18 protein-coding genes are annotated in these 21,085 nt (G+C 69.0%); 8 read left to right on the top strand and 10 right to left on the bottom strand.

What is annotated here, in order from left to right:
• Positions 1-9: 9 nt before the first annotated feature.
• Together AB0B61_RS47995 and AB0B61_RS47990 are read left to right on the top strand one after the other, a co-directional pair.
• Positions 10-3,273, top strand: a complete 3,264-nt coding sequence (locus AB0B61_RS47995) for a fibronectin type III domain-containing protein (RefSeq protein ID WP_358447550.1) — start codon at positions 10-12, stop codon at positions 3,271-3,273.
• Between the two features lie 4 nt (positions 3,274-3,277).
• Positions 3,278-3,571 (top strand): Dabb family protein, encoded by a 294-nt coding sequence (locus tag AB0B61_RS47990; protein ID WP_358447549.1) that lies wholly within the window; start codon positions 3,278-3,280, stop codon positions 3,569-3,571.
• On the opposite strand, the gene AB0B61_RS47985 is transcribed toward AB0B61_RS47990, so the two are convergent.
• Together AB0B61_RS47985 and AB0B61_RS47980 are read right to left on the bottom strand one after the other, a co-directional pair.
• Positions 3,561-4,544: a CU044_5270 family protein gene (locus AB0B61_RS47985; protein WP_358447547.1), complete on the bottom strand. Its 984-nt coding sequence runs from the start codon at positions 4,542-4,544 to the stop codon at positions 3,561-3,563. The genes AB0B61_RS47990 and AB0B61_RS47985 overlap by 11 nt on opposite strands.
• Entirely contained in the window at positions 4,541-5,077 is a 537-nt protein-coding gene (locus tag AB0B61_RS47980; RefSeq protein ID WP_358447545.1) for an RNA polymerase sigma factor, read from the bottom strand. Before AB0B61_RS47980 ends, AB0B61_RS47985 begins: the two co-directional genes overlap by 4 nt.
• 244 nt (positions 5,078-5,321) lie before the next feature.
• Between AB0B61_RS47980 and AB0B61_RS47975 the strand changes: the two genes are divergently transcribed.
• Positions 5,322-6,242, top strand: coding sequence for an NAD-dependent epimerase/dehydratase family protein (locus AB0B61_RS47975; RefSeq protein WP_358447544.1), 921 nt, complete (start codon positions 5,322-5,324; stop codon positions 6,240-6,242).
• Here AB0B61_RS47975 and AB0B61_RS47970 read toward each other — a convergent pair.
• The 3 genes from AB0B61_RS47970 to AB0B61_RS47960 all read right to left on the bottom strand — a co-directional run bounded on the left by AB0B61_RS47970 (position 6,239) and on the right by AB0B61_RS47960 (position 9,393).
• Positions 6,239-6,463 (bottom strand): hypothetical protein, encoded by a 225-nt coding sequence (locus AB0B61_RS47970; protein WP_357652141.1) that lies wholly within the window; start codon positions 6,461-6,463, stop codon positions 6,239-6,241. The two genes, AB0B61_RS47975 and AB0B61_RS47970, sit on opposite strands and share 4 nt — an antisense overlap.
• Before the next feature lie 65 nt (positions 6,464-6,528).
• On the bottom strand, positions 6,529-7,470 hold the full coding sequence (locus AB0B61_RS47965; protein WP_358447542.1) for an MBL fold metallo-hydrolase: 942 nt from the start codon (positions 7,468-7,470) through the stop codon (positions 6,529-6,531).
• Between the two features lie 117 nt (positions 7,471-7,587).
• Entirely contained in the window at positions 7,588-9,393 is a 1,806-nt protein-coding gene (locus AB0B61_RS47960; protein ID WP_358447540.1) for an acyl-CoA dehydrogenase, read from the bottom strand.
• A 91-nt stretch (positions 9,394-9,484) separates the two neighbouring features.
• Here AB0B61_RS47960 and AB0B61_RS47955 point away from each other — a divergent pair, with 91 nt between their 5' ends.
• Together AB0B61_RS47955 and AB0B61_RS47950 are read left to right on the top strand one after the other, a co-directional pair.
• Positions 9,485-10,294 carry a methyltransferase domain-containing protein gene (locus tag AB0B61_RS47955; RefSeq protein WP_358447538.1) on the top strand — a complete coding sequence of 270 codons (810 nt, stop codon included), beginning with the start codon at positions 9,485-9,487 and terminating at the stop codon, positions 10,292-10,294.
• Between the two features lie 41 nt (positions 10,295-10,335).
• Positions 10,336-10,836: a zinc-binding dehydrogenase gene (locus AB0B61_RS47950; RefSeq protein WP_358447536.1), complete on the top strand. Its 501-nt coding sequence runs from the start codon at positions 10,336-10,338 to the stop codon at positions 10,834-10,836.
• Here AB0B61_RS47950 and AB0B61_RS47945 read toward each other — a convergent pair.
• On the bottom strand, positions 10,802-11,251 hold the full coding sequence (locus AB0B61_RS47945; RefSeq protein WP_358447534.1) for a hypothetical protein: 450 nt from the start codon (positions 11,249-11,251) through the stop codon (positions 10,802-10,804). The two genes, AB0B61_RS47950 and AB0B61_RS47945, sit on opposite strands and share 35 nt — an antisense overlap.
• 84 nt (positions 11,252-11,335) lie before the next feature.
• Between AB0B61_RS47945 and AB0B61_RS47940 the strand changes: the two genes are divergently transcribed.
• Positions 11,336-11,800, top strand: coding sequence for a GNAT family N-acetyltransferase (locus AB0B61_RS47940; protein ID WP_358447533.1), 465 nt, complete (start codon positions 11,336-11,338; stop codon positions 11,798-11,800).
• On the opposite strand, the gene AB0B61_RS47935 is transcribed toward AB0B61_RS47940, so the two are convergent.
• Positions 11,773-12,321, bottom strand: coding sequence for a PadR family transcriptional regulator (locus AB0B61_RS47935; RefSeq protein WP_358447531.1), 549 nt, complete (start codon positions 12,319-12,321; stop codon positions 11,773-11,775). The two genes, AB0B61_RS47940 and AB0B61_RS47935, sit on opposite strands and share 28 nt — an antisense overlap.
• A 67-nt stretch (positions 12,322-12,388) precedes the next feature.
• On the opposite strand from AB0B61_RS47935, the gene AB0B61_RS47930 reads away from it, so the two are divergent.
• Positions 12,389-13,126 carry a hypothetical protein gene (locus AB0B61_RS47930; RefSeq protein ID WP_358447529.1) on the top strand — a complete coding sequence of 246 codons (738 nt, stop codon included), beginning with the start codon at positions 12,389-12,391 and terminating at the stop codon, positions 13,124-13,126.
• Here the strand turns inward: AB0B61_RS47930 and AB0B61_RS47925 are convergent.
• A complete protein-coding gene (locus AB0B61_RS47925) occupies positions 13,104-15,083 on the bottom strand; it encodes a molybdopterin oxidoreductase family protein (protein WP_358447527.1) in 1,980 nt (659 codons plus the stop codon). The genes AB0B61_RS47930 and AB0B61_RS47925 overlap by 23 nt on opposite strands.
• 231 nt (positions 15,084-15,314) lie before the next feature.
• On the opposite strand from AB0B61_RS47925, the gene AB0B61_RS47920 reads away from it, so the two are divergent.
• Positions 15,315-17,693 (top strand): lysylphosphatidylglycerol synthase transmembrane domain-containing protein, encoded by a 2,379-nt coding sequence (locus AB0B61_RS47920; protein ID WP_358447525.1) that lies wholly within the window; start codon positions 15,315-15,317, stop codon positions 17,691-17,693.
• Here AB0B61_RS47920 and mgrA read toward each other — a convergent pair.
• Positions 17,662-18,660 (bottom strand): L-glyceraldehyde 3-phosphate reductase, encoded by a 999-nt coding sequence (gene mgrA, locus AB0B61_RS47915; RefSeq protein ID WP_357939709.1) that lies wholly within the window; start codon positions 18,658-18,660, stop codon positions 17,662-17,664. The genes AB0B61_RS47920 and mgrA overlap by 32 nt on opposite strands.
• Positions 18,657-20,705: a S9 family peptidase gene (locus AB0B61_RS47910; protein ID WP_358447524.1), complete on the bottom strand. Its 2,049-nt coding sequence runs from the start codon at positions 20,703-20,705 to the stop codon at positions 18,657-18,659. The genes mgrA and AB0B61_RS47910 overlap by 4 nt, the downstream gene beginning before the upstream one ends.
• Positions 20,706-21,085 lie beyond the last annotated feature (380 nt).

Genomic DNA, 21,085 nt, shown 5'->3' with positions numbered 1-21,085 from the left:
CGAGGACCCATGGCGCGCTCCCGGCTCATCCTCATCCTGCTCTGGACCTGCACTTTGCTGGTCAGCGCTGGAGGTGTCGCCCTGGCCGCCCCGGCCGCGACCGCCTCCTCGACAGCTCTCTCCGGCTACAAGATCCAGTCATCCGCCAAGGTGTCGGACTCCGGCGCCGCGATCTCCACTCCCGGCTACGCGGCCTCCGGCTGGTATCCGGTCGGCCCGCGCTCGACCGTCCTGGCCGGGCTGCTGGAGAACAACGTCTACTCCGACCCGTTCTTCTCCACGAACATGCAGTCGATCCCGACCGCCGACTTCGACGTGCCCTGGTGGTACCGCTCGGACTTCACGCTCGGCTCGGAGACCGGGTTACGCACGTTCATCGACATCAGCGGGGTGATGTCGAGCGCCGACGTGTGGGTCAACGGCAGTCAGGTGGCCACGGCCGCCCAGATCGCCGGCGCCTACACCCGCAACGAGCGCGACATCACCGCGCTGGTCCACCCGGGCGCCAACTCGGTGGCCTTCCGTGTCAACGCCAACAACCCCAACAACCACCTGACGATCGGCTGGATCGACTGGGTGCAGGTCCCGCGCGACGACAACACGGGCATCTTCCGCGACGTGCTGATCAGGCGCAGCGCCGACGTCTCCCTGCGTGACGCGCACGTGATCACCAACCTGGCCGTCCCGGCGCTCGACCGCGCCGACCTGACGATCAAGGCCGATGTACGCAACGGCACGGGCAGTGCGGTGACCACCACGGTCAGCGGCACGATCGGCTCGCTCACCTTCTCCCAGAACGTCTCGTTAGCGGCGAACGAGACCAAGCGCATCACGTTCTCCCAGACCCTCACCAACCCTCAGGTCTGGTGGCCGTACCAGATGGGCGCCCAGCCCCTGTACGACCTCAACCTCACGGCGACCGTCGGCGGCGCGGTGAGCGACTCGCTGACCCAGCGCTTCGGCGTCCGCAAGGTGGAGTCGGGCAAGAACGCCAGCGGCCGCCGCTTCTACAAGATCAACGGCCGGTCGATCCTGATCAGGGGCGGCGGCTGGTCACCGGACATCTTCCTGCGCAAGGACCTGCGCTACCTCGAAGACAAGATCCGCTACGTCAAGGACCTCGGCCTGAACACGATCCGCGTCGAAGGCCACCTGGACACCGACGAGCTCTACGACCTGGCCGACAAGTACGGCATCCTGACCATGCCCGGCTGGGAGTGCTGCAACAAGTGGGAGGGCTCGTTCGCCACGGCCGACTACCCCATCGCCAAGGCGTCGATGCAGGCGGAGGCCACCCGGCTGCGCAACCACCCCAGCGTGATCTCGTTCCTGATCGGCTCCGACAACCCGCCGACGGCCCAGAAGGAGACCAACTACCTCGACGCCCTGACGGCCGCCGAATGGCCGCTGCCGATCGTCTCCGTGGCCTCGGACAAGTCCAGCCCGCAACTGGGCAACTCCGGCCTGAAGATGCCCGGCCCGTACGAATGGGTGCCGCCGAACTACTGGTACAACAAGCGCGAAGGCGGCGCGTTCGGCTTCAACTCCGAGACCAGCGCGGGACCGGACGTACCGACGCTCGACTCGCTGAAGCGGATGATGACCACCGCGCAGATCAACTCGCTGTGGCAGAGCCCGAGCGCGACGCAGTATCACCGCTCCCCGTCGAGCACGTTCAACAACCTGACGATCTACCACAACGCCCTCAGGGGCAGGTACGGCGTGCCGTCCAGCCTGAATGACTATGTGAAGAAGGCGCAGCTCGCCCAGTACGAGGCGGTCCGCGCGCAGTTCGAGGCCTACGGCCGCAACTTCACCGACTCCAGCAACCCCTCGACCGGCGTCATCTACTGGATGCTCAACAGCGGCTGGTCGTCGCTGCACTGGCAGTTGTTCGACTACTACCTCGACCAGGGCGGTTCCTACTGGGGAGCGCGTGAGGCGAACAAGCCACTGCACGTGCAGTACTCCTACGACAACAAGTCCGTCGTCGTGGTCAACTCGGGCACCTCGGCCGCCTCGGGCCTGACGGTCAAGACCGACGTGTTCAACATGGACGGCACCTCGAAGTACACCAACACGGCCACCGTCACCGCCCCCGCCGACGGCGGCAAGGCCACCGCGGTCACCGTCCCGTCGATCAGCGGCCTGTCCACGACCTACCTCGTACGGCTGAGCCTGCTGCGGGGCGGCGAGGAGATCGACCGCAACGTGTACGCCCTGTCCACCGCGAGCGACGTCATCGACTGGGACAACAACGACTGGTACTACGTGCCGACCACCAGCTACGCCAACCTGACCGGGCTCAACGGCCTGGCCCAGGCCCCGATCACCGCCACCGCCACCTCGCCGTCCCCCGGGAACGTGAGTGTGACGATCAGGAACACCGGCACGGGCGCGATCCCTGCGTTCATGCTCGACGCGCACGTCGTGGACGCGACCGGCAAGCCGGTGCTGCCGATCCAGTGGTCGGACAACGCCATCAGCCTCTGGCCGGGCGAGTCCAAGACGCTGACCGCCACGTTCCGGGCCTCGGACCTGAGCGGAGCGGCGAGCGTCAGGGTCGCCGGCTGGAACACCGCGACGCTCACCGTACCGGCCGGTCCGTCCGGCCCGCCCGACACCGAGAAGCCCAGCGTGCCGGGCAACCTCCACACCACCGGCAAGACGTCCACCAGCGTCTCGCTGGCCTGGGACGCCTCCACCGACAACACCGGGGTGACCGGCTACGACGTCTACAACGGCACGACCCCGGCCACCACGGTCACCGGCACCACGGCGACGGTCTCGGGACTGACGGCCGCCACGTCGTACACGTTCACGGTCAAGGCCCGCGACGCGGCCGGCAACACCTCGGACGCCTCGAACGCGGTCACCGAGACCACCGGCAGCGGCCCGGTCATCTACCAGGCCGAGGACGCGACGATCTCGCAGGGCGTGGTGGAGTCGAACCATGACGGCTACACGGGCACCGGGTTCGTGAACTACGACAACCTGACCGGCAGCTACGTGGAGTGGACGGTCAACGCCCCCGTGGCGGGACCGGTCACTCTGGAGCTGCGCTACGCCAACGGCACGACGGTGAACCGGCCGATGTCCATCACGGTCAACGGTGGCGCCGCCGTGACCCGCGACTTCAACGCCACCGGCAACTGGGACACCTGGCAGACCTCCACCCTCACCGTCACCCTCGCGCAAGGAGTCAACAAGATCAGAGCCACCGCCACGACGGCCAACGGTGGCCCGAACGCGGATCGGATCTCGATAGGCTGACCTCATGATTCGCCACGTCGTGCTGTTCACCTGGACCGAGGACGCCACCGAGGAGCAGAAGGCCACGGTGGCCACCGAGTTGCGGAAACTGCCGGGGATCATCCCGGAGATCCGCGCGTACACGGCGGACGCCGACGCGGGCATCAACCAGGGCAACCACGAGTTCGGGGTGGTCGCCGACTTCGACAACGTCGACGACTACCTGGTGTACCGCGATCACCCTCAACACCAGAAGGTGATCGCGGAGCACATCAAGCCCATCATCGCGAGCCGGGCGGCCGTGCAGCTCAGCCTTTAGGCGTCTCGTCGGTCCACCCCAGCTTCTTGATCACCCACGACTCGAGCGGCCGGCCGTCAGGGCGCCCGTACTCGCCGTTCGGCCGGAGCAGCACGGTCTGAGCGGCGAGCAGGTCGCCGCTCTCCCGATCGATGATGATCTGCTGCTGATACCCATCCGGGTGCTCGAACAGCAACGCGACTCCGGCTCGCCCTTCGACGTCCGAGACCTTGTCGGTCACCTGCACGCCAGGCAGTCCCGCGAGCATCCGATAGAGCGCCGCCCTCGTGCCCGGTGTGCTCTGGGTCTCGAAGAGCAGCCATTTGGCCGTTGCCCAGAGCCACCAGGCCTCCGTCTGTCCGTCACCGGCCGAACGCCTCGTCAGCAACTCGGCCTTGAGCGCCTCCGCGTCGGTGGGCAACCGCGTCACGGGCTTCAGCGATTCCGGGTCCGCAGAGGGCCAAAAGAGCGTGGCGACCGCGCACTTGCCCTTGGGGACGCAGAGCGGTGGAGAGCCGGCGTCTTTCCACGCCTGCTCGTCGGCGGGAGTGAGCAGCGCGGACGTGACGTCCCCCTGCTCCAGCTGCTCCTCTCCTTCCCGGTTCACCCACAGCACCTGTGTGACGCGCTGCTCGACGGTGAACGATGGGTTGGCTTTGGTCCTGATCCTCCCCACCTGCAGCGTCTCTCGCCGCCACCAGGCGCCCGTGCCCAGGGGCTGCGCGGCCAGCCGGTCCGCCGCCGCCGCGAGCACCGGGGGCACGTTCGAGGTGGCGGCCGTGTCGACCTCGCTCCCGCCCAGTCTGGGCACCACCACGAACCCGCCGACCAGCACCAGGGAAACGGCCGCCGCCGCGAGCGTCACCCGGGACCAGCCGGGCAGCCGGCGGCGCGGGGGGCGGCCCATGAGCCGCGCCCGGATCCCCATCGTCCTGGCCGGATCGGCGGGCGGCACGTCCGGCATCACATCGTCGATGAGCTGGAACTCCTTCATGACACCTCAACTCCCAGCGCGTCACGCAGCTTGGTCCTGGCCCGGCTCAGCCGGGAGGCGACGGTGCCGTTGGCGATGCCGAGCGCCGCGGCCACGTCGTCGTAGGTCAGCTCGCCGTAGGTGACGAGCAGCAGCACATCGCGCTCACCGCGCGAGAGCCCGGCCAGCGCGGCCGAGAGCTTCTGTACGGTCACTCCGGCGGTGACCCGATCGGCGACCCGCTGGTCATGGCCGCCCTCGTCCGGAGGCGGGCCGGATCTGGCCAGTGCCCGGTAACGCCGGAGCTCGGCCCGCCGGTGCTTGCCGACGAGATTGGTGGCGATGCCGTACAGCCAGGATCTGATGCCGCCTTTGGCGGCGTCGAAGCTGTCGCGGCGCCGGAAGGCGATGAGGAAGGTCTCGGCGGCGAGGTCCTCGGCGATGTCGAGGTCGAGGCGGCGGCCGATGTAACGCCGGATCTCCTCGTAGTACGTGTCGAAGACCGTCGCGAACCGCTCGGGATCGGCGACCGCTCCGTCAACAGATGCGATCATGCAAGGGTCTCCCTTGCCGGGGAACAGGGACACCTGTGATTACCCGCTCCCGGGAGACCCTTCCATCAGATTGCCAAGGAACCCAAACGCCTGGTTGACCGTGGCCGTACCCAAGCCCGCGACCTGCTGTTCCGCAAGAATCGTTGGATCGGCGTCCTGAAATGAGAGCACTGCTCTTGACTCAGTCGCCCATTTGCGAGAGCATTGATCTCGTAAGAGAGCGGCGCATCAAACGGAGGACATCATGGGCAAGCACGTCATCGCCGGAGCGGGACAAGTCGGCAAGCACCTCGCCGGGCACCTGCTCGCCCAGGGGCACCAGGTCGTTGTGATCACCAGGTCGGGCAAGGGCCCTGCCGGCGTCGAGACCGTCGCGGCCGATCTCACCGACCGCGACCGGCTCACCCGGATCGTCAAGGGCGCTGACGCCCTCCACAACTGCGCGGGTCCCGCCTACCCCCGCTGGGCCCAGGACTGGCCGCCGCTGGCCGCCTCGTTGCTGGCCGCCGCCGAGGCCACCGGCGCGGTGCTCGTCACCGCCGGCAACCTCTACGCCTACGGACCCGTGACCACGCCGATGGTCGAGGGTCTCCCCCTCGCCGCCCCCGGCGTCAAGGGCCGTGTCCGCGTCAAGATGTGGACCGACGCGCTGGCCGCGCACCAGGCCGGCCGTGCCCGCGTCACCGAGATCCGCAGTTCCGACTACTTCGGCCCGGGCGCCAGCGACCAGACCCCCGTCGGCACCCGCTTCGTGCCTTCACTGCTCGCCGGCAAGAGCACCTCTTTCCTCGGCGACCCCGACCAGCCCCACTCGTGGACCTACCTGCCCGACGTGGCCGCCGCGATGGCCATCGCCGCAACCGACGAGCGCGCCTGGGGTCGCGCCTGGCACACCCCCAACAACGCCGCGCTCTCGGCCCGCGCACTGGCCGGGCGGCTGTGCGAACTCGCCGGAGCGCCCGCGCCGCGCCTCAACCGCCCCCCGGCGCCGATCCTGTTCGCGCTCGAGCTGATCAACCCCGTCATCCGTGAGCTGAAGGAGACGCGCTACCAGTTCGACCGGCCCTTCGTCGTCGACTCCTCGGCGTTCGAGAACACCTTCGGCATGACCGCCACCCCGCTCGATGCCGCCCTCAAGGCCACCATCGCCGCGGCGTCGAACTAGATTTCCGGCGGGTTGTTCTCGCGGTGCATCAGCTGGTTGTCTGAGGTGCGGCCCCGCCTAGGGGCCAGCACGATGCTCAGGACCACGCCCACCCCGCCGACGATCATGAAGATGACGCCGATCGTGTCCATGTGCACGCTCTGACCGAACACGTCCGGTTCGATGGCGAATCGCAGGATGGCGCCGAGCGTGAGGAAGAAGATGCTGACCCCGACACCCATGACGACCTCCAGGACGGCAAAGAACGCGTACGCCCTCGGTCATACCCGGGTATGGGTGATCACACTCAGGCGAGACAGGACAGTGGCTTTCCGTCGTTGTACGTGATCATGTCGACGACGGCGGCGACGAGGTCGATCGTGCCGCCCCGGGGCAGTCCGTCCAGCTCGGCGTAGGCGCGGTGCAGGTTGCCGACGATGCGCTCGGCGTCCAGGAGCTCGCCCCACTCGCCCAGATCGGTCTCGCGGGCCGCCTCCAGGGGAGTCAGCCCCGCCGCCCGGCCGCGTTCGGCGGTGGCCAGCACGAACTCCAGGTAGCCCCGCACCGGGTCGAAGACCTCGGGCCCGCACACGTCGCCGTGGCCGGGCACGACCGTCTCCGCGCCCAGTTCCCTGAGCTGGTCGAGTGCCTCGATCGCGCCCGTCACCGAGCCCATCAGCACGAACGGCGTGCCGCCGTTGAAGGCCAGGTCGCCCGCGAACAGCACCCGCCGCTCCGGGATCCAGACATAGGAGTCGTTGGTCGTGTGCGCGGCGAAGCCGACGTGCCGCACCTCGCAGCGCAGGTCGTCGGAGTAGACCGTGACCCCGTCGGTGTAGGTGAGGAACGGCGCCACCGCCTCCAGATCGCCCCACTCCACGTCGGGCGACCAGGCGAACGTCCGGTAGTCGGGGATGCCCTCGGCCAGGATCAGCTCACGGGTCCGCTCGTGGGCGACGATGGTGGCCTCGGGGAAGAGGTAGTTGCCGAAGGTGTGGTCGCCGTGGTGGTGGGTGTTGATCAGCGTGGTGATCGGCCGGTCGGTGACCTCGGCGATGGCCTGCCGGTACGCCCGGGTGCGGCGCTCGGTCGAGCAGGCGTCGATCGAGATCACGCCGCGCCGCCCGGCCAGGAAGCCGGTGTTGTTGATCCACCAGCTGCCGTCGGGCTGGATGTAGGCGAAGACGCCCGCCGAGACCTCTTCGACGCGAGGCGGGGGCAGCGGGTGATCGTGGGTGGACGCGCTCATGCCGCGAACGTACCCCGTGCGGACCGTACGGACTGTGTGTTTCTCAGCAGAACGCCCGCTCCAGAGCGAAGCGGGCGTTCAGCGGGAGGCGGCTGGTCTCTTCGGGTCTCTTCGGATCTAGAAGGCGTCCTCCGGCAGGTCCATCAGGTCCTGGCCGGTGGCGGTCAGCACCCGGCGCTCGGTGGCCAGGCGGGGCAGCACGGTCGTCGCGAAGAACGAGGCGGCGGCGACCTTGCCCTGGTAGAAGGCGTCCTCGCCGTCGGCGAGCCGGGCCAGCGCGATCTCGGCCTGGCGCAGCAGCAGCCAGCCGATCACCAGGTCGCCCAGGGCGAGCAGCAGCCTGGTCGTGTTGAGCCCGACCTTGTAGACCTCGCTCGGCGTCTCCAGCGCGCCCAGCGCCCAGCCGGCCATCGTGTCGCCCATGGCCTTGATGTCGGCGGCGGCCTCGGCGAGCAGCTTGCGCTCCTCCTTGAGGCGGCCGTTGCCGGCGTCGGAGGAGGCGAAGGCGTTGATCTCGGCCAGCAGCGAGCCGATCGCGGCGCCCTGGTTACGCAGGATCTTGCGGAAGAACAGGTCCAGGCCCTGGATCGCGGTGGTGCCCTCGTACAGGGAGTCGATCTTGGCGTCGCGGATGTACTGCTCGATCGGGTAGTCCTGGAGGTAGCCCGAGCCGCCGAGCGTCTGCAGGGACCGGGCGAGCAACTCGTACGACCGCTCGGAGCCGACACCCTTGACCAGGGGCAGCAGCAGGTCGTTCATGTCGCGCGCGTGCCGGTCTCCGGGGTCCATCTGGATGGCGTCCTGGAAGGTGGCCGTGTAGAGCACCAGCGCCCGCATGCCCTCGACGTACGACTTCTGCAGCATCAGCTCGCGGCGTACGTCCGGGTGGTGCGTGATCGGCACCCGGGGCGCGGACTTGTCGGCCATCCTGGTCAGATCGGCGCCCTGGGCGCGGCTCTTGGCGTACTCCAGGGCGTTCAGGTAGCCGGTGGAGAGCGTGGCGATGGCCTTGGTGCCGACCATCATGCGGGCGTGCTCGATCACCATGAACATCTGCCTGATGCCCTCGTGCACCTCGCCGACCAGCCAGCCGATGGCCGGGTGCTTGTCGCCGAAGGTGAGCTCGCAGGTCGTGGAGACCTTCAGGCCCATCTTCTTCTCCACGTTGGTGACGTAGGCGCCGTTGCGCTCGCCCAGCTCACCCGTCTCCAGGTCCACGTGGAACTTGGGCACCAGGAACATCGACAGGCCCTTGGTGCCGGGTCCGTGCCCCTCGGGGCGGGCCAGCACCAGGTGGAAGATGTTCTCGGACATGTCGTGCTCGGCGCTGGTGATGAAGCGCTTGACGCCCTCGATGTGCCAGGTCCCGTCGGGCTGCCGGATCGCCTTGGCCCGGCCCGCGCCGACGTCGGAGCCCGCGTCGGGCTCGGTCAGCACCATGGTGGCGCCCCAGTCGCGCTCGATGGCCATTTCGGCGAAGCGCTTCTGGTCGTCGGTGCCGACCTCCCACAGCGTGTAGGCGAAGTTGGGGCCGGCGGCGTACATGTAGAGGGCCGGGTTCGCGCCGAGGACCATCTCGGCCGTGGCCCAGGCCAGGCTCCGGGGGATGCCGGGGCCACCCAGCTCGCGCGGCAGGTCGAGATGCGCCCAGCCACCGTCGACCAGCGCCCGGTAGGACTTCTTGACACCCTCCGGCACGGTGACCGAGCTCGTGGCGGCGTCGAAGACCGGCGGGTGGCGGTCACCCTCCTCGAACGAGTCGGCGAGCACGCCGGTGGCCAGTCTGTTGACCTCTTCCAGAATGCCGCGGGCGACCGATTCGTCGATGTCGGCATACGGCCCGGTGCCGAGGATCTCGCGTCGCCCGAACACCTCGAAGAGGTTGAACTCCAGGTCACGGACGTTGCTCTTGTAGTGGCCCATGAGTGTCGATCTCCTTGAACCGGGGGCGTTATGTACTGGCCAGTAACCTTACTCGAAATGCTACCCGCGAGTAACCGTGAATATGCGTGGCATGCTCATCTCCATGGACGCCGAAGAACTCGCCACCCGCTGGCGAGAGCGACTGGACTCCTGGGCCATCCCCGCCGAGATCATGGCCAAGGCGCCGGTCGATCCGTGGGGTCATCACCCGGCGCGCTTCGCCACGCGCACCGACAGGGCGCTCGCCGAGCCCGACGACGGGCCGACCGCGACGCACCTCAGCGAGGCGCTGGACGAGGGCGCCACGCTGCTCGACGTCGGCGCGGGCACCGGAGCCGCGTCGCTGCCCCTGCACGACCGGCTCTCCATGCTGTACGCGGTCGACATCTCCGCCGCGATGCTCGACGAGCTCACCCTCAGGGCGGACAAGCTCGGCGTCCCGCTCACCACGATCGAAGGCCGCTGGCCCGACGTGACGGAGCAGGTGCCGGTCGCCGACGTGGTGGTCTCCGCCCACGTCATCTACAACGTGCCCGACCTGGCCGACTTCCTCCGCGCGCTGAACGCCCACGCCAGGCGCCGCGTCGTCATCGAACTCCCGCACCGCCACCCCATGAGCTGGATGGCCCCCCTGTGGCAGCACTTCCACAACGTGGACCGCCCGGTCCGGCCGGTCGCCGAGGACTGCGTGGCACTGGCGGCCGCGCTCGGCTACCCCGTACGCGTCGAGGAGCGCGAAGCGCCGCTGGACCGTTTCAACTCCCTGGAGGACCTGGCCGACAGCGTCTGCCAGCGCGCCTGCCTCGATCCCGCGCGCTCGGCGGAGGTCGGTGCGACGGCTCTGGAGCTCGGCATGTGGCCGCTCCCACGGGAGCGCTGGACCACGATCTGGTGGGACTGACCAGCTTGTCAGAATGATGTTCTATCGGGGACGCTGTCCGGATGAAGGCAGTCGTCTGCACCGCGTACGGCAAGCCGGTCGAGCTCGTCGAGCGGCCCGATCCCGTCGCGGGCCCCGGGCAGGTGGTGGTCGAGGTCGAGGCGGCCGGGGTCAACTACGTCGACGGGCTGAAGGGCGCGGCCAGGCGCTGGGGCGTGGACGTGGTGGTGGACCCGGTGGGGGGCGAACTGTCCGAGGAGGCGCTGCGCTCGCTGCGCGAGGGCGGGCGGCTCCTGGTCGTCGGCTTCGCCGGGGGCGGCATCCCGCGGTTGCCCGCCAACCAGGTGCTGCTGCGTAATCGGGCGGTGGTGGGGGTGGACTGGGGCGCGTGGTCGATGAGCCACGCGGCCGCCAACCGGCTGATGCTCCAGGAGCTGCTCACGATGCCCGGGATCGACCCGGCACCACCGCGGGCCAGGCCCCTGGAGGAGGCCGGGCGGGCCATGGACGACCTGATCAACCGCCGGGTCACTGGGAAGATCGTGCTCGTCCCTGCCTCGTGAGCGTCAGGACGCCGGCGATCACATAGACCAGGGCGCCATGCCAGATCGACTGGAACGCCGAGCCGAACACCCCCTCCCCGTCGAGTACGAGCTGCACCGGGTAGTCCAGGACCGCCGTGATGGCGGCCGGCAGCAGCGCGAACCTCCACGGGTGCTTCAGCGCCCACAGACGCGCCTGGCGCGTGACCCGGTCGCCCTCGTTCGGCTTGGACACCGCGCCGATGGCGGCGACCAGCGCGAACACGCTGATCCCCAGGCCGAGCGACCACACCAGGCCGGCGGTGTCGGTAAGCACACCCAGCCCGAAGCTGACCGCGGCCGTCGCGCCACCGCTGACGGCGGCGGTCTTCCAAGGGGCGCCACGCAGAGCGGCGCCGGACAGCGAGACCTCATCGCGTCGACTGATTTCGTTCATGTCCCCAGAGTGCCTTTCGACACCCCTTTATCGCATCGGGGACCTACCCTGAGCCCTCCCTGACTTGTCGGGCATGATTCGGGCATGGACGAAACCTGGATTTTCCGCCTGGCCCGTGCCGACGACGTGCCCGCAGTCGTGGCGATGCTGGCCGACGACCCGCTCGGCGCCAAGCGCGAGGGAGATCCGGCCGACGAGCGGTATCTGGCGGCCTTCGCCCGGATCGACACCAACCCCTACGACGAGCTGATCGTCGCCGAGCACGGCGGCAAGATCTTGGGGACCATGCAGCTCACCTACCTGGCCGGGCTCTCGCGACTCGGGGCCGAGCGCTGTCAGGTCGAGGCCGTCAGGGTCGACGCCTCGACCCGGGGTCAGGGTCTGGGCCGCGAGATGATGCGCTGGGCGATCGACCGGGCGCGGGCTCGGGGTTGTGCGATCGTCCAGCTCACCTCGGACAAGTCGCGCACCGACGCGCACCGGTTCTACGACTCGCTCGGCTTCGAGGCCTCCCACGAGGGCTACAAGCTCTCGCTGTCGCCCAGCTGATCGATCATCCATCTGCACCACTCGGCGCGGTGCCGCTCATATCCCAGGCCGCACCGCAGCGTCGCGTAGTTGCCGAAGCGCGGATCGCCGAACGGCGGTGGGCCGCCGAACGCCGCCTCCTCCCGTTCGTACTCGGCCAGCCGCGCCTCGTGCGCGGCCAGCTGGTCGGCGAACATCCGCCTGACCAGCCCCGCCTCGGCCAGCCACGCCGCGTACGTCTTGAGCACCAGCTCATCCCGCTCTGGCCGCTCCTTCGGCGGCCGGGTCACCCACCCGCGCAGCTCCGCGGAGCCCTCGTCCGTCAGGTGGTAGACCTTCTTGTCCTGCGGACCCGGCCCGTGTTCGGCCTCGTAGCCGACCAGGCCGGCGGCCAGCAGCTTCTGCAGCTCGGCGTGGATCTGGCTGTGCCCGGCGGTCCAGAAGAAGCCGATGGGCCGCCGCATGCCCGCGGCGATGTCGTATCCGGTGCGGTCGCCGCGAGCCAGCACGGCGAGGATCGCGAATCCCAGCGTTGAGGTCATGGTGCCGCCAAGGGTATTGTCACCAACGACTATGTCACTTCAGACATAGTGTGGTGAAAGGGCGGCGATGCGCGCGATCATCGGCTCGATCGGGCTTGTTCTGGTGCTGACCGCCTGCGGAGGCGCGGTCAGCACCACGACCGCGCCCGCCACCCCGCTTCGGACCACGCCTGTTCCGGCGCCCAAAGTCACCGGCCCCAACGTCTCCGGCTGCTTCACCAGCGCCGACGGCAAGATCTTCACCTACGGCGACGACCTGCCCGGCGTCATCACCGGCAAGGGCGCGGTCGGCGTGGTGATCACATACGAGCGCAACGGCAACGTGTGCACCTGGCGCCCGCTCTCCGACCGCCTGGTCGCGGCCGGTTACCGCGTCCTGCTGTACGCCAGGAAGAGCGCCGAATACCCCGACGAGGTGACGGTCGCCATGGCCAAGCGGCTGTCCAAGGAGAAGGGCGTGCGGCGGCTGTTCCTGGTCGGCGGCTCCATAGGCGCGACCGCCTCCGTCCCGGCGGCGGAGCGGCTGGGCGCCAAGGTGGCCGGGGTGGTCGCCCTGTCCGGCGCGGTCGCGGAGGACGAGGCGGCCAGACTGACGGTCCCGCTGCTCCAGATCGGCAGCGAGAACGACGCGTACGGCGGCGCCAAGGATCTCCAGCGCACCCACGACGCCGCCACCAAGGCCCCCGACAACGAGCTGCACGTCATCAAGGGCGAGAGCCTGCACGCCTCAGCGCTGTTCGGCAGCCCTCACGGCCCCGAGGTGCTGGATCAAATCATCGCCTTCATGAACCGGCACAGGGGCTGACCTCGACCAGGTTGTCATGGTAGGCGGGACCCCGGCCCATGTCGGCGTCGCGTTCGGCCACGACCGCGTTGGCGTTCGCGCCGCCGGGGCTGTGCTTGGGCCAGCGGCCCTTGGGCGAGGCCACCACGCCGCGCGCCACCCGGTCGCTCACCTCGACGTCGGCCAGGAACTCGCCGCTCGCGTTGTGCACCCGTACCCGCTGGCCGCTCACCAGCCCGCGCGCCTCGGCGTCGGCCGGGTTGACCAGCACCACGGGCTCCTTGGCCCGGCGCCTGAGCTCGGGGTTGTTGCCGAAGATCGTGTTGAGGAAGGTGTGCGCCGCGGGCGTCACCAGGGTCAGCGGGTACGGCGAGCCGTCGGCCGTACGCAGGGAATGAGGTGGGACGTACGCCTTGCCGCGCGGCGGGAAGCGGAGCCGGCCCGAGGTGGTGGGGAAGCCGTCGGCGAAGGGGGTGAACGGCTGGGGGTAGTTCATCCGCACCCATCCCTCCTTGCGCAGCCGGTCCAGCGTGACGCCCTCCAGCGACGGATGGCCGCTGCTCAGCAGCTGCTCGGCCAGCTCCAGGTCGGAGTCGTACAGCGACGGCTCCGTCATGCCCATGTGGGCGGCCAGGCGGCGGAAGGTCTCGGTGGTGGACAGGCACTCGCCCGGCGGCGTCACGGCGGGCTCGTTCCAGAGCAGGTAGAGGTGGCCGTACCCGGCGTGCAGATCCATGTGCTCGGTCTGCATGGTCGCGGGCAGCACGATGTCGGCGTAGTCGACCGTGTCGGTGGGGAACTGCTCCATGACCACCGTGAACAGATCCTCGCGGAGCAGCTGCCGCCGGATCCGGTTGGCGTCGGGGGTCGAGCCGACCGGGTTGGCGGCGTACACCCAGAGGCACTTCACCGAGTCCAGCTCGGAGGCCAGCCGGGTCATGGTCAGCGTGCGGACCGGCTTGGCCAGCAGGTCGTCGCGCCTGTCGATGTCGAGATGCACGTGGCCGCTGGTGGAGTAGGCCACGCCGCCGCCCGGGTGGCGCCAGTCGCCGGTCACGCCGGGGATCGCGGCGATCGTCCGCAGCGTGGTGCCGCCGCCGGCGTGCCGCTGGATGCCCATCGTGGTCCGGATCGCGGTCGGCCGGGTGTGCGCGAGCCGCGTCCCCAGCTCGCGGATGTCGGCGGCCGGGATGCCGGTGATCTCGGCGGCCCGCTCGACGGGACAGGCCAGGATCTCCTCGCGGAAGGTCTCCCAGCCCTGGGTGTGCTCGGCGAGGAACTCCTCGTCCTGGGCGCCCTCGGCGAGCACCACGTTCAGCAGGGCCAGCGCGAGCACCGCGTCGGTGCCCGGCCGGATCGCCAGGTGCCGGTCGGCCTGGTCGGCGGTCCTGGTGCGGATCGGGTCGATGGCCACCACGTACGCGCCGGCCGCGCGGGCGTCCTGGACGAACTTCCACAGGTGGTGCCCGCTGGTCAGTGTGTTCGTGCCCCACAGCAGGATCAGCCTGGACAGCGCGAGGTCCTCGGGGTCCATGCCGGCGGGTGTGCCGTTGGTCAGGCTCAGCCCGGCGCCGCCGGCCGTGGCGCAGATGTTCAGCCAGTGCTTGGAGGCGCCCAGCATGTTCCAGAACCGGCGCCCGGCCACGCCCTCGCAGCCCTGGATGTAGCCGAGCGAGCCCGTCCCCACGTACGGCCAGATGGCCTCGCCGCCGTGCTCGTCGATGATGTTCCGCAGCCTGAACGTAATCTCGTCGAACGCCTCCTCCCAGGTGATGCGCTCGAACTCGCCCGACCCCTTGGGCCCGGTACGGCGCAGCGGGTAAAGGATGCGGTCGTCGGCCTCGGTATGCTCCAGATATCGGTTGACCTTCACGCAGAGCGCGCCCCGGGTGTAAGGCTGCTCCGGGTTGCCGCGCATCTTCACGGCCTTGCCGTCTTCGACCGTGACGATCCAAGAGCAGGTATCAGGGCAGTCCAATGGACATGCCCCCAAAACTCGCAACTCACCCGACATGCGACACAGCTTACGTGTCGCTCGGCCAGGCATTAGGGGAGCCACGGCATGCCCCGACGCGCGGTAGAAATCAAGGGTGAAGGATTGAAGGGGCCCAAAGATCGTACGGTCGGTCGGGAAGGTGCAGAATCTCTGTCGGTGGCCGAAATCAGGGAACGTGATGACGCGGAGGACCTCGTGGAGGGGGATCCAGCCGTGGCTGAAGCGCGCGCTGAAACGGACGTCTATGTAGTCGAGCCGCTGCTGCCCCAGCGGCTGCGCCGGCCCTCCGACCTGCTGCGCTTCCTCACCACGCTGCTCGTGCTCGCCGCGGTCGTCCTCATCGCCCTGGTCGCCAAGCAGACGCTCAACGGCCTCGAGGCGGACGTCAAGGAAGGCACCACCCTCGTCCCCGATCTGCTCAGCCGCGTGGCGACGTTCCTCGGCGGCGCGGCCGTGCTCATCGTGCCGGTGGCCTTCGCCGTCGAGCGCGTCTTCCACCGCGACGGCCTGCGCGTGGCCGAGGGCCTGATCGCCGCGATCATCGGCATGGTCGGCTCGTTCCTGCTCGGCCAGTGGCTGATCGGGGGCAGCGTCGAGGACCTGCGCATGCTGCTGACCGGCGGGCGCTCCATCGAACCGCTCAACACGCTGCTCACCTCGGTGGTCGCCTACGCCACCGCCGTGCGCATCTCGCGCCGCCCCACCTGGCGCATGCTCATGTGGACGGTGATCGCGCTCGACATCTTCGCCCTCTTCTCCGGCAGGCAGATCACGCTGCCGGGCGCGATCGTGCCCGTCCTGGTCGGCATGGCCGTGGGCTACGGCACCCTGTACGGCGTGGGCAGCCCCAACACCCGCCCGCCCGGCAACGCGGTCGTCGCCGCGCTCCGCAAGCTCTCCTTCTCCCCGCAATCGGCCCGCCGCATCGAGGACGACCACCAGGGCAGCCGCCGCTACGCCATCGGGCTCAAGGACGGCAGCAGCCTCGACGTCACCGTGCTCGACCGCGACCGGCAGGTCGCCGGCCTGCCGTACCGGCTCTGGCGCCGGATCCGGCTCAACTCGGAGACCAGGCGCCGGGCGATCAGGTCGCTCCGCGCCGAGCTGGAGCGCGAGGCGCTCATGGCCTACGCCGCGCAGGCGGCGGGCGCGAGCACCCCGCGCCTGCTCGGCACCAGCGAGATCGGCACCGAGGCCGCGCTGCTCGCCTACGAGCACCTCGAAACCCGCCCGCTCGACGACGTGCTCGACGCCGACATCGACGATGCCCTGCTGGCCCAGATCTGGGAGCAGGTCGCGCTGCTGCAGATCCAGCGGCTCGCCCACCGGCGGCTGACCGGCGACAGCATCCACCTCGACCGGGCCGGCCGGGTCGTGCTCACCGACGCCCGCAGCGGCGAGATCGCGGCCGGCGACCTGCTGCTCCGGCTCGACGTCGCGCAGCTGCTCACCTATCTGGCGCTGCGCGTCGGCGCCGAGCGCTCCGTACGGGCCGCCGCCGCCGTCATGGGGTCCGACGCGCTGGCCGCCGCGATGCCGCTGCTCCAGCGCATCGCCCTCACCCGCGAGACCCGCTCGGCGCTGTCGAAGGACAAGGGCGTGCTCGGCGAGCTGCGCGAGCACATCGTGGCGCTCAAGCCACAGGGCAAGGTCGAGGAGATCCGGCTGGAGCGGTTCCGGCCGCGCACGCTGGTCACGATGATCGCCAGCACCCTGGCCGCCTACTTCCTGCTGTCGCAGCTCAGCCAGGTCAATGTCGTGCACGTGGTGACCACCGCCAACTGGGCCTGGTCGGTGCTGGCGCTGGCCGCCTCGTTCGTCAGTTTCGTGGCCGCCGCGCTGATGCTCAGGGGCTTCGTACCCGAGCATCTACCGCTCTGGCGCACGGTCCTCGTCCAGTTCGCGGCCTCGTTCGTCAAGCTCGTCACGCCCGCCGCCGTCGGCGGCGTCGCGATCAACACGCGTTACCTGCAGAAGCGCGGCATCTCGCCCGCGCTCGCGGTGGCCAGCGTGGGCGCCTCGCAGCTCAGCATGATGGTCTTCCACATCGCGCTGCTGCTGCTGTTCGCCTACATCACCGGGTCCAACACCGCCACCGCGTTCAGCCCGTCCCGTGGGCTGGTCGTGGTGATGCTGGCGGTCGCGGTGCTGGTCGTGGCGCTGTTCGGGGTGCCGCCGCTGCGCCGGTTCATCACCGGGCGGATGCACAAGCTGTTCGCCAACGTGCTGCCCAGACTGCTCGATGTGCTGCAGTCACCGCGCAAGATGATCGAGGCCTGCGTCGGCACCCTGATGATCACGATCGCGTTCGTCGTCTGCCTCGACGCCTGCGTCGAGGCCTTCGGCGGCGAGCTCAGCTTCACCGCCGTCGCCGTCGTCTACCTCACGGCCAACGCGATCGGCTCGGCCGCGCCCACACCTGGTGGCCTGGGCGCGGTCGAGGCGTCGCTCACACTGGGCCTGACCGTGGCCGGGCTGCCCGCCGAGCTGGCCACGTCGGCCGTCCTGCTGCACCGGCTGCTCACGTTCTGGCTGCCGGTGCTGCCCGGTTGGGCGGCCTTCACCTACCTCCAGCGGCACGAAGCTCTATGACCTTGTCGATGGCGTCGAGCTCGTCCTGAGTGAACGCCGGGCCGTCGACGCAGGCCACGTTGTCCTCCAGCTGCTTCACACTGCTCGCGCCGATCAGCACGCTGGTCACCCGCGAATCCCTGATCGCCCACGACAGCGCCATCTGCGCCAGCGACTGGCCGCGCGTCTTGGCGATCTCGTTGAGGTCGCGCGCCAGGTCGCGGTCGATCCGGTCGGCGCTCAGGAACCGGCTGGTCGCCGCCCGCGAGTCGTCGGGGACGCCGTCGAGATAGCGGTCGGTCAGCAGCCCCTGGGCGAGCGGTGAGTAGACGATGCACCCCATGCCCGCCTCCTCCAGCACGTCGAGCAGCCCGTCCTCGATCCAGCGGTTGATCATCGAGTAGGACGGCTGGTGGATGAGCAGCGGCGTGCCCAGCCCCCGCATGATCCGCGCGGCCTGAGCCGTCTGCTCGGCGGAGTAGTTGGAGATCCCCGCGTACAGCGCCTTGCCCGAACGCACCGCCCGGTCCAGCGCGCCCATCGTCTCCTCCAGCGGCGTCTCGGGATCGGGCCGGTGGCTGTAGAAGATGTCGACGTAGTCGAGCCCCATCCGCTCCAGCGACTGGTCGAGGCTGGCGAGCACGTACTTGCGCGAACCCCACTCGCCGTACGGCCCCGGCCACATGTCATACCCGGCCTTGGTGGAGATGACCAGCTCGTCCCGGTAGCGGGTGAAGTCCTCGCGGAAGATCCCGCCGAAGTTGCGCTCCGCCGAGCCGTACGGCACGCCGTAGTTGTTGGCCAGGTCGAAGTGCGTGACGCCCAGGTCGAACGCCCGCCGCAGAATCGCCCGCGAGTTGTCGATCGGCCGGTTGTCGCCGAAGTTGTGCCAGAGACCGAGCGAGACGGCAGGCAGCTTCAGGCCGCTGCGCCCGCTGCGGTTGTACGGCTGGCGCTCGTAGCGGTCGTCGTCCGGCTGGTAGGTCATGAGGTGCCTCTCTCGATGATCCAGGAGAGCGCGAAGGCCTCTTCGCGCCAAACGTCATAGCGCCCGCTCCGGCCGCCGTGACCCGCGCCCATCTCCGTCTTGAGCAGGAACGGACCGCCACCGGCCGTGGCCCGCAGCCTAGCGATCCACTTCGCGGGCTCGTGGTAGAGCACCCGGGTGTCGTTCAGGCTGGTGATCGCTAGAATCGGCGGGTACGGGCGATCGTCCACGTTCTCGTACGGCGTGTAGCTCTTCATGTACGCGTAGACGTCGGCGTTGTGCAGGGGGTCGCCCCACTCGTCCCATTCGATCACGGTCAGCGGCAGCGACGGGTCGAGGATGGTGTTGAGCGCGTCGACGAACGGCACCTCGGCCACCACGCCCGCGAACTCCTCCGGCGCCAGGTTCGTCACCGCGCCCATCAGCAGGCCGCCGGCCGAGCCGCCCCTGGCGACGATCCGCTCGCTCCAGCCCGACGCCTTCAGGTGCTTGGCCGCCGCGACGAAGTCGGTGAAGGTGTTCTTCTTCTTGGTGAGCTTGCCCTCCTCGTACCAGCGACGGCCCATTTCGCCGCCGCCCCTGATGTGCGCCACGGCGAAGATGAAACCGCGGTCGAGCAGGGACAGCCTGGGGACCGAGAAGCCGGGGTCGATGGAGGTCTCGTAGCTGCCGTAGCCGTACAGGACGGTCGGGGCGGGCTTGGCGGTGTCCTTGCGCTTGACCAGGGAGATCGGCACCCGGGTGCCGTCCTCGGCGGTGGCCCACTCGCGGAACTGCTCGTAGTCGGCCGGGTTGTAACCACCCAGGACAGGTCGCTGCTTGAGCAGGATGAGCTCATGGGTGGCCAGGTCGTAGTCGTAGACGCTGGCCGGGGTGATCATGCTGGTGTAGGCGATCCGGAGCCTGCCGGTGCTGAACTCCGGGTTGCCCGCGGGCCCGACGTCGTAGAGCGGCTCGGGGAACTCGATCTCGTACTCGTCGCCCCCGTACGGGAGGACGCGGATGCCGGTCAGCCCGTCGCGGCGGAAGTGGACGACGGCGTGGCCGGCGAACGCGTCGATCTCCAGGAGCCTGGTGTCCGCGCTGTGGGCGATCACCGGCGTCCAGGTGCTGGGGGCGTCGAGCGGGGCGGTGGCCAGCTCGAAGTTCTCGGCGTTCTCGTTGTGGAGCACGTAGAAGAAGTCGCCGGCGTGCTCGATGCCGTACTCGACACCGGACTTCCTGGGACGGATGACCTGGAACTCGCCCGTCGGGTCGGCGGCGTCGAGGATGCGCACCTCACTGGTGATCTTGCTCCCGGCGCCGAGCACGAGGTATTTCTCGCTGCGGGTGAGCCCGACCCCGACCCAGTAGCGCTCGTCGCTCTCCTCATAGACCAGCACGTCGTCCGGCGAGCCGAGCGTGTGCCGGTAGACCTGGAAGGGCCGCCAGGCGTCGTCGACGCGCGTGTAGAAGAACGTCGACCCGTCGGCCGACCAGGCGCCACCGTAGAAGACGTTCTCGATCTCGTCGTCGAGCAGCTCGCCGGTCTCCAGGCTCTTGAACCTCAGAGTGAAGCGCTCGTCGCCCTTGTAGTCGGTGGAGTAGGCCAGCATCGTCCCGTCGGGCGTGATGGCGCTGGTGCCGACGGAGAAGAACGCGCTGTCGCCCGCCAGCTCGTTGCCGTCGAGGATGACCTGCTCCCGGTCGAGGCGCTCGCCCGGGGTGACCGCGGGCGGGGTCTCGCCGTCCGCGGGCACACGGCAGGAGACGGCGTACTGCTTGCCCTCCTCGGTCCGGCTGAAGTACCACCACTCGCCCTTGCGGCTCGGCACCGACAGGTCGGTCTCCTGGGTGCGGCCCTTGATCTCCTGGAAGACCTGCTCCTGGAGATCGCCGAGGTGAGCGGTCTGCTGCTGGAGGAACGCGTTCTCCGCCTCCAGGTAGGCGATCGTGTCGGGATCGTCCTTATTGGTGAGCCAGGCGTACTCGTCGATCACGGTGTCGCCGTGATGGGTGCGCTCAGTCGGTGACTTCTTCGCCAGCGGCGGTGTTTTGCTACTCACGTGGGGAGTCTATGTTCCGGGCCGTGATCGTTCTGTGGCCTCCGATCGGAGTGAAGGCGTCTCGAGCGCTCGGGGGCGCTGCTAATCTTTAGAAGTCGCCAGGTGCGGCGCAACCAAACTCCTCCACTTCGGTGGCTTTGACGTGGGTTGTGCTGTGCTCGGTGGCAGTCGCTTCGATTCGCTCCCCGGTCTACGGGATGGTAAATTGAAGAGGCGGTCGAAATTCTAAGCAAGTCCGGTCAATTTGACAGAAAAACGGACTGGTGAAAGAATAGAGACACAACGGAAAACGAAATGAACGCCTCTCGCAGGTTGGGGAGTACGCGTCCGTTTCTTGAGAACTCAACAGTGTGTTAAAAGCCAGTGCATGATGCACAACC

The sequence above is a fragment of the Nonomuraea sp. NPDC049158 genome (genome assembly GCF_040648335.1).
Taxonomy (GTDB): domain Bacteria; phylum Actinomycetota; class Actinomycetes; order Streptosporangiales; family Streptosporangiaceae; genus Nonomuraea.
Note: the sequence above shows the minus strand (reverse complement) of the source record. Positions and strands in the feature narration are given on the sequence as shown.

What these genes read in the sequence shown, in the direction of transcription:
- AB0B61_RS47995 (WP_358447550.1), top strand. Translation starts at nt 10, where the DNA reads ATGGCGCGCTCCCGGCTCATCCTCATCCTGCTCTGGACCTGCACTTTG.
- AB0B61_RS47990 (WP_358447549.1), top strand. Translation starts at nt 3,278, where the DNA reads ATGATTCGCCACGTCGTGCTGTTCACCTGGACCGAGGACGCCACCGAG.
- AB0B61_RS47985 (WP_358447547.1), bottom strand. Translation starts at nt 4,544, where the DNA reads ATGAAGGAGTTCCAGCTCATCGACGATGTGATGCCGGACGTGCCGCCC.
- AB0B61_RS47980 (WP_358447545.1), bottom strand. Translation starts at nt 5,077, where the DNA reads ATGATCGCATCTGTTGACGGAGCGGTCGCCGATCCCGAGCGGTTCGCG.
- AB0B61_RS47975 (WP_358447544.1), top strand. Translation starts at nt 5,322, where the DNA reads ATGGGCAAGCACGTCATCGCCGGAGCGGGACAAGTCGGCAAGCACCTC.
- AB0B61_RS47970 (WP_357652141.1), bottom strand. Translation starts at nt 6,463, where the DNA reads ATGGGTGTCGGGGTCAGCATCTTCTTCCTCACGCTCGGCGCCATCCTG.
- AB0B61_RS47965 (WP_358447542.1), bottom strand. Translation starts at nt 7,470, where the DNA reads ATGAGCGCGTCCACCCACGATCACCCGCTGCCCCCGCCTCGCGTCGAA.
- AB0B61_RS47960 (WP_358447540.1), bottom strand. Translation starts at nt 9,393, where the DNA reads ATGGGCCACTACAAGAGCAACGTCCGTGACCTGGAGTTCAACCTCTTC.
- AB0B61_RS47955 (WP_358447538.1), top strand. Translation starts at nt 9,485, where the DNA reads ATGCTCATCTCCATGGACGCCGAAGAACTCGCCACCCGCTGGCGAGAG.
- AB0B61_RS47950 (WP_358447536.1), top strand. Translation starts at nt 10,336, where the DNA reads ATGAAGGCAGTCGTCTGCACCGCGTACGGCAAGCCGGTCGAGCTCGTC.
- AB0B61_RS47945 (WP_358447534.1), bottom strand. Translation starts at nt 11,251, where the DNA reads ATGAACGAAATCAGTCGACGCGATGAGGTCTCGCTGTCCGGCGCCGCT.
- AB0B61_RS47940 (WP_358447533.1), top strand. Translation starts at nt 11,336, where the DNA reads ATGGACGAAACCTGGATTTTCCGCCTGGCCCGTGCCGACGACGTGCCC.
- AB0B61_RS47935 (WP_358447531.1), bottom strand. Translation starts at nt 12,321, where the DNA reads ATGACCTCAACGCTGGGATTCGCGATCCTCGCCGTGCTGGCTCGCGGC.
- AB0B61_RS47930 (WP_358447529.1), top strand. Translation starts at nt 12,389, where the DNA reads ATGCGCGCGATCATCGGCTCGATCGGGCTTGTTCTGGTGCTGACCGCC.
- mgrA (WP_357939709.1), bottom strand. Translation starts at nt 18,660, where the DNA reads ATGACCTACCAGCCGGACGACGACCGCTACGAGCGCCAGCCGTACAAC.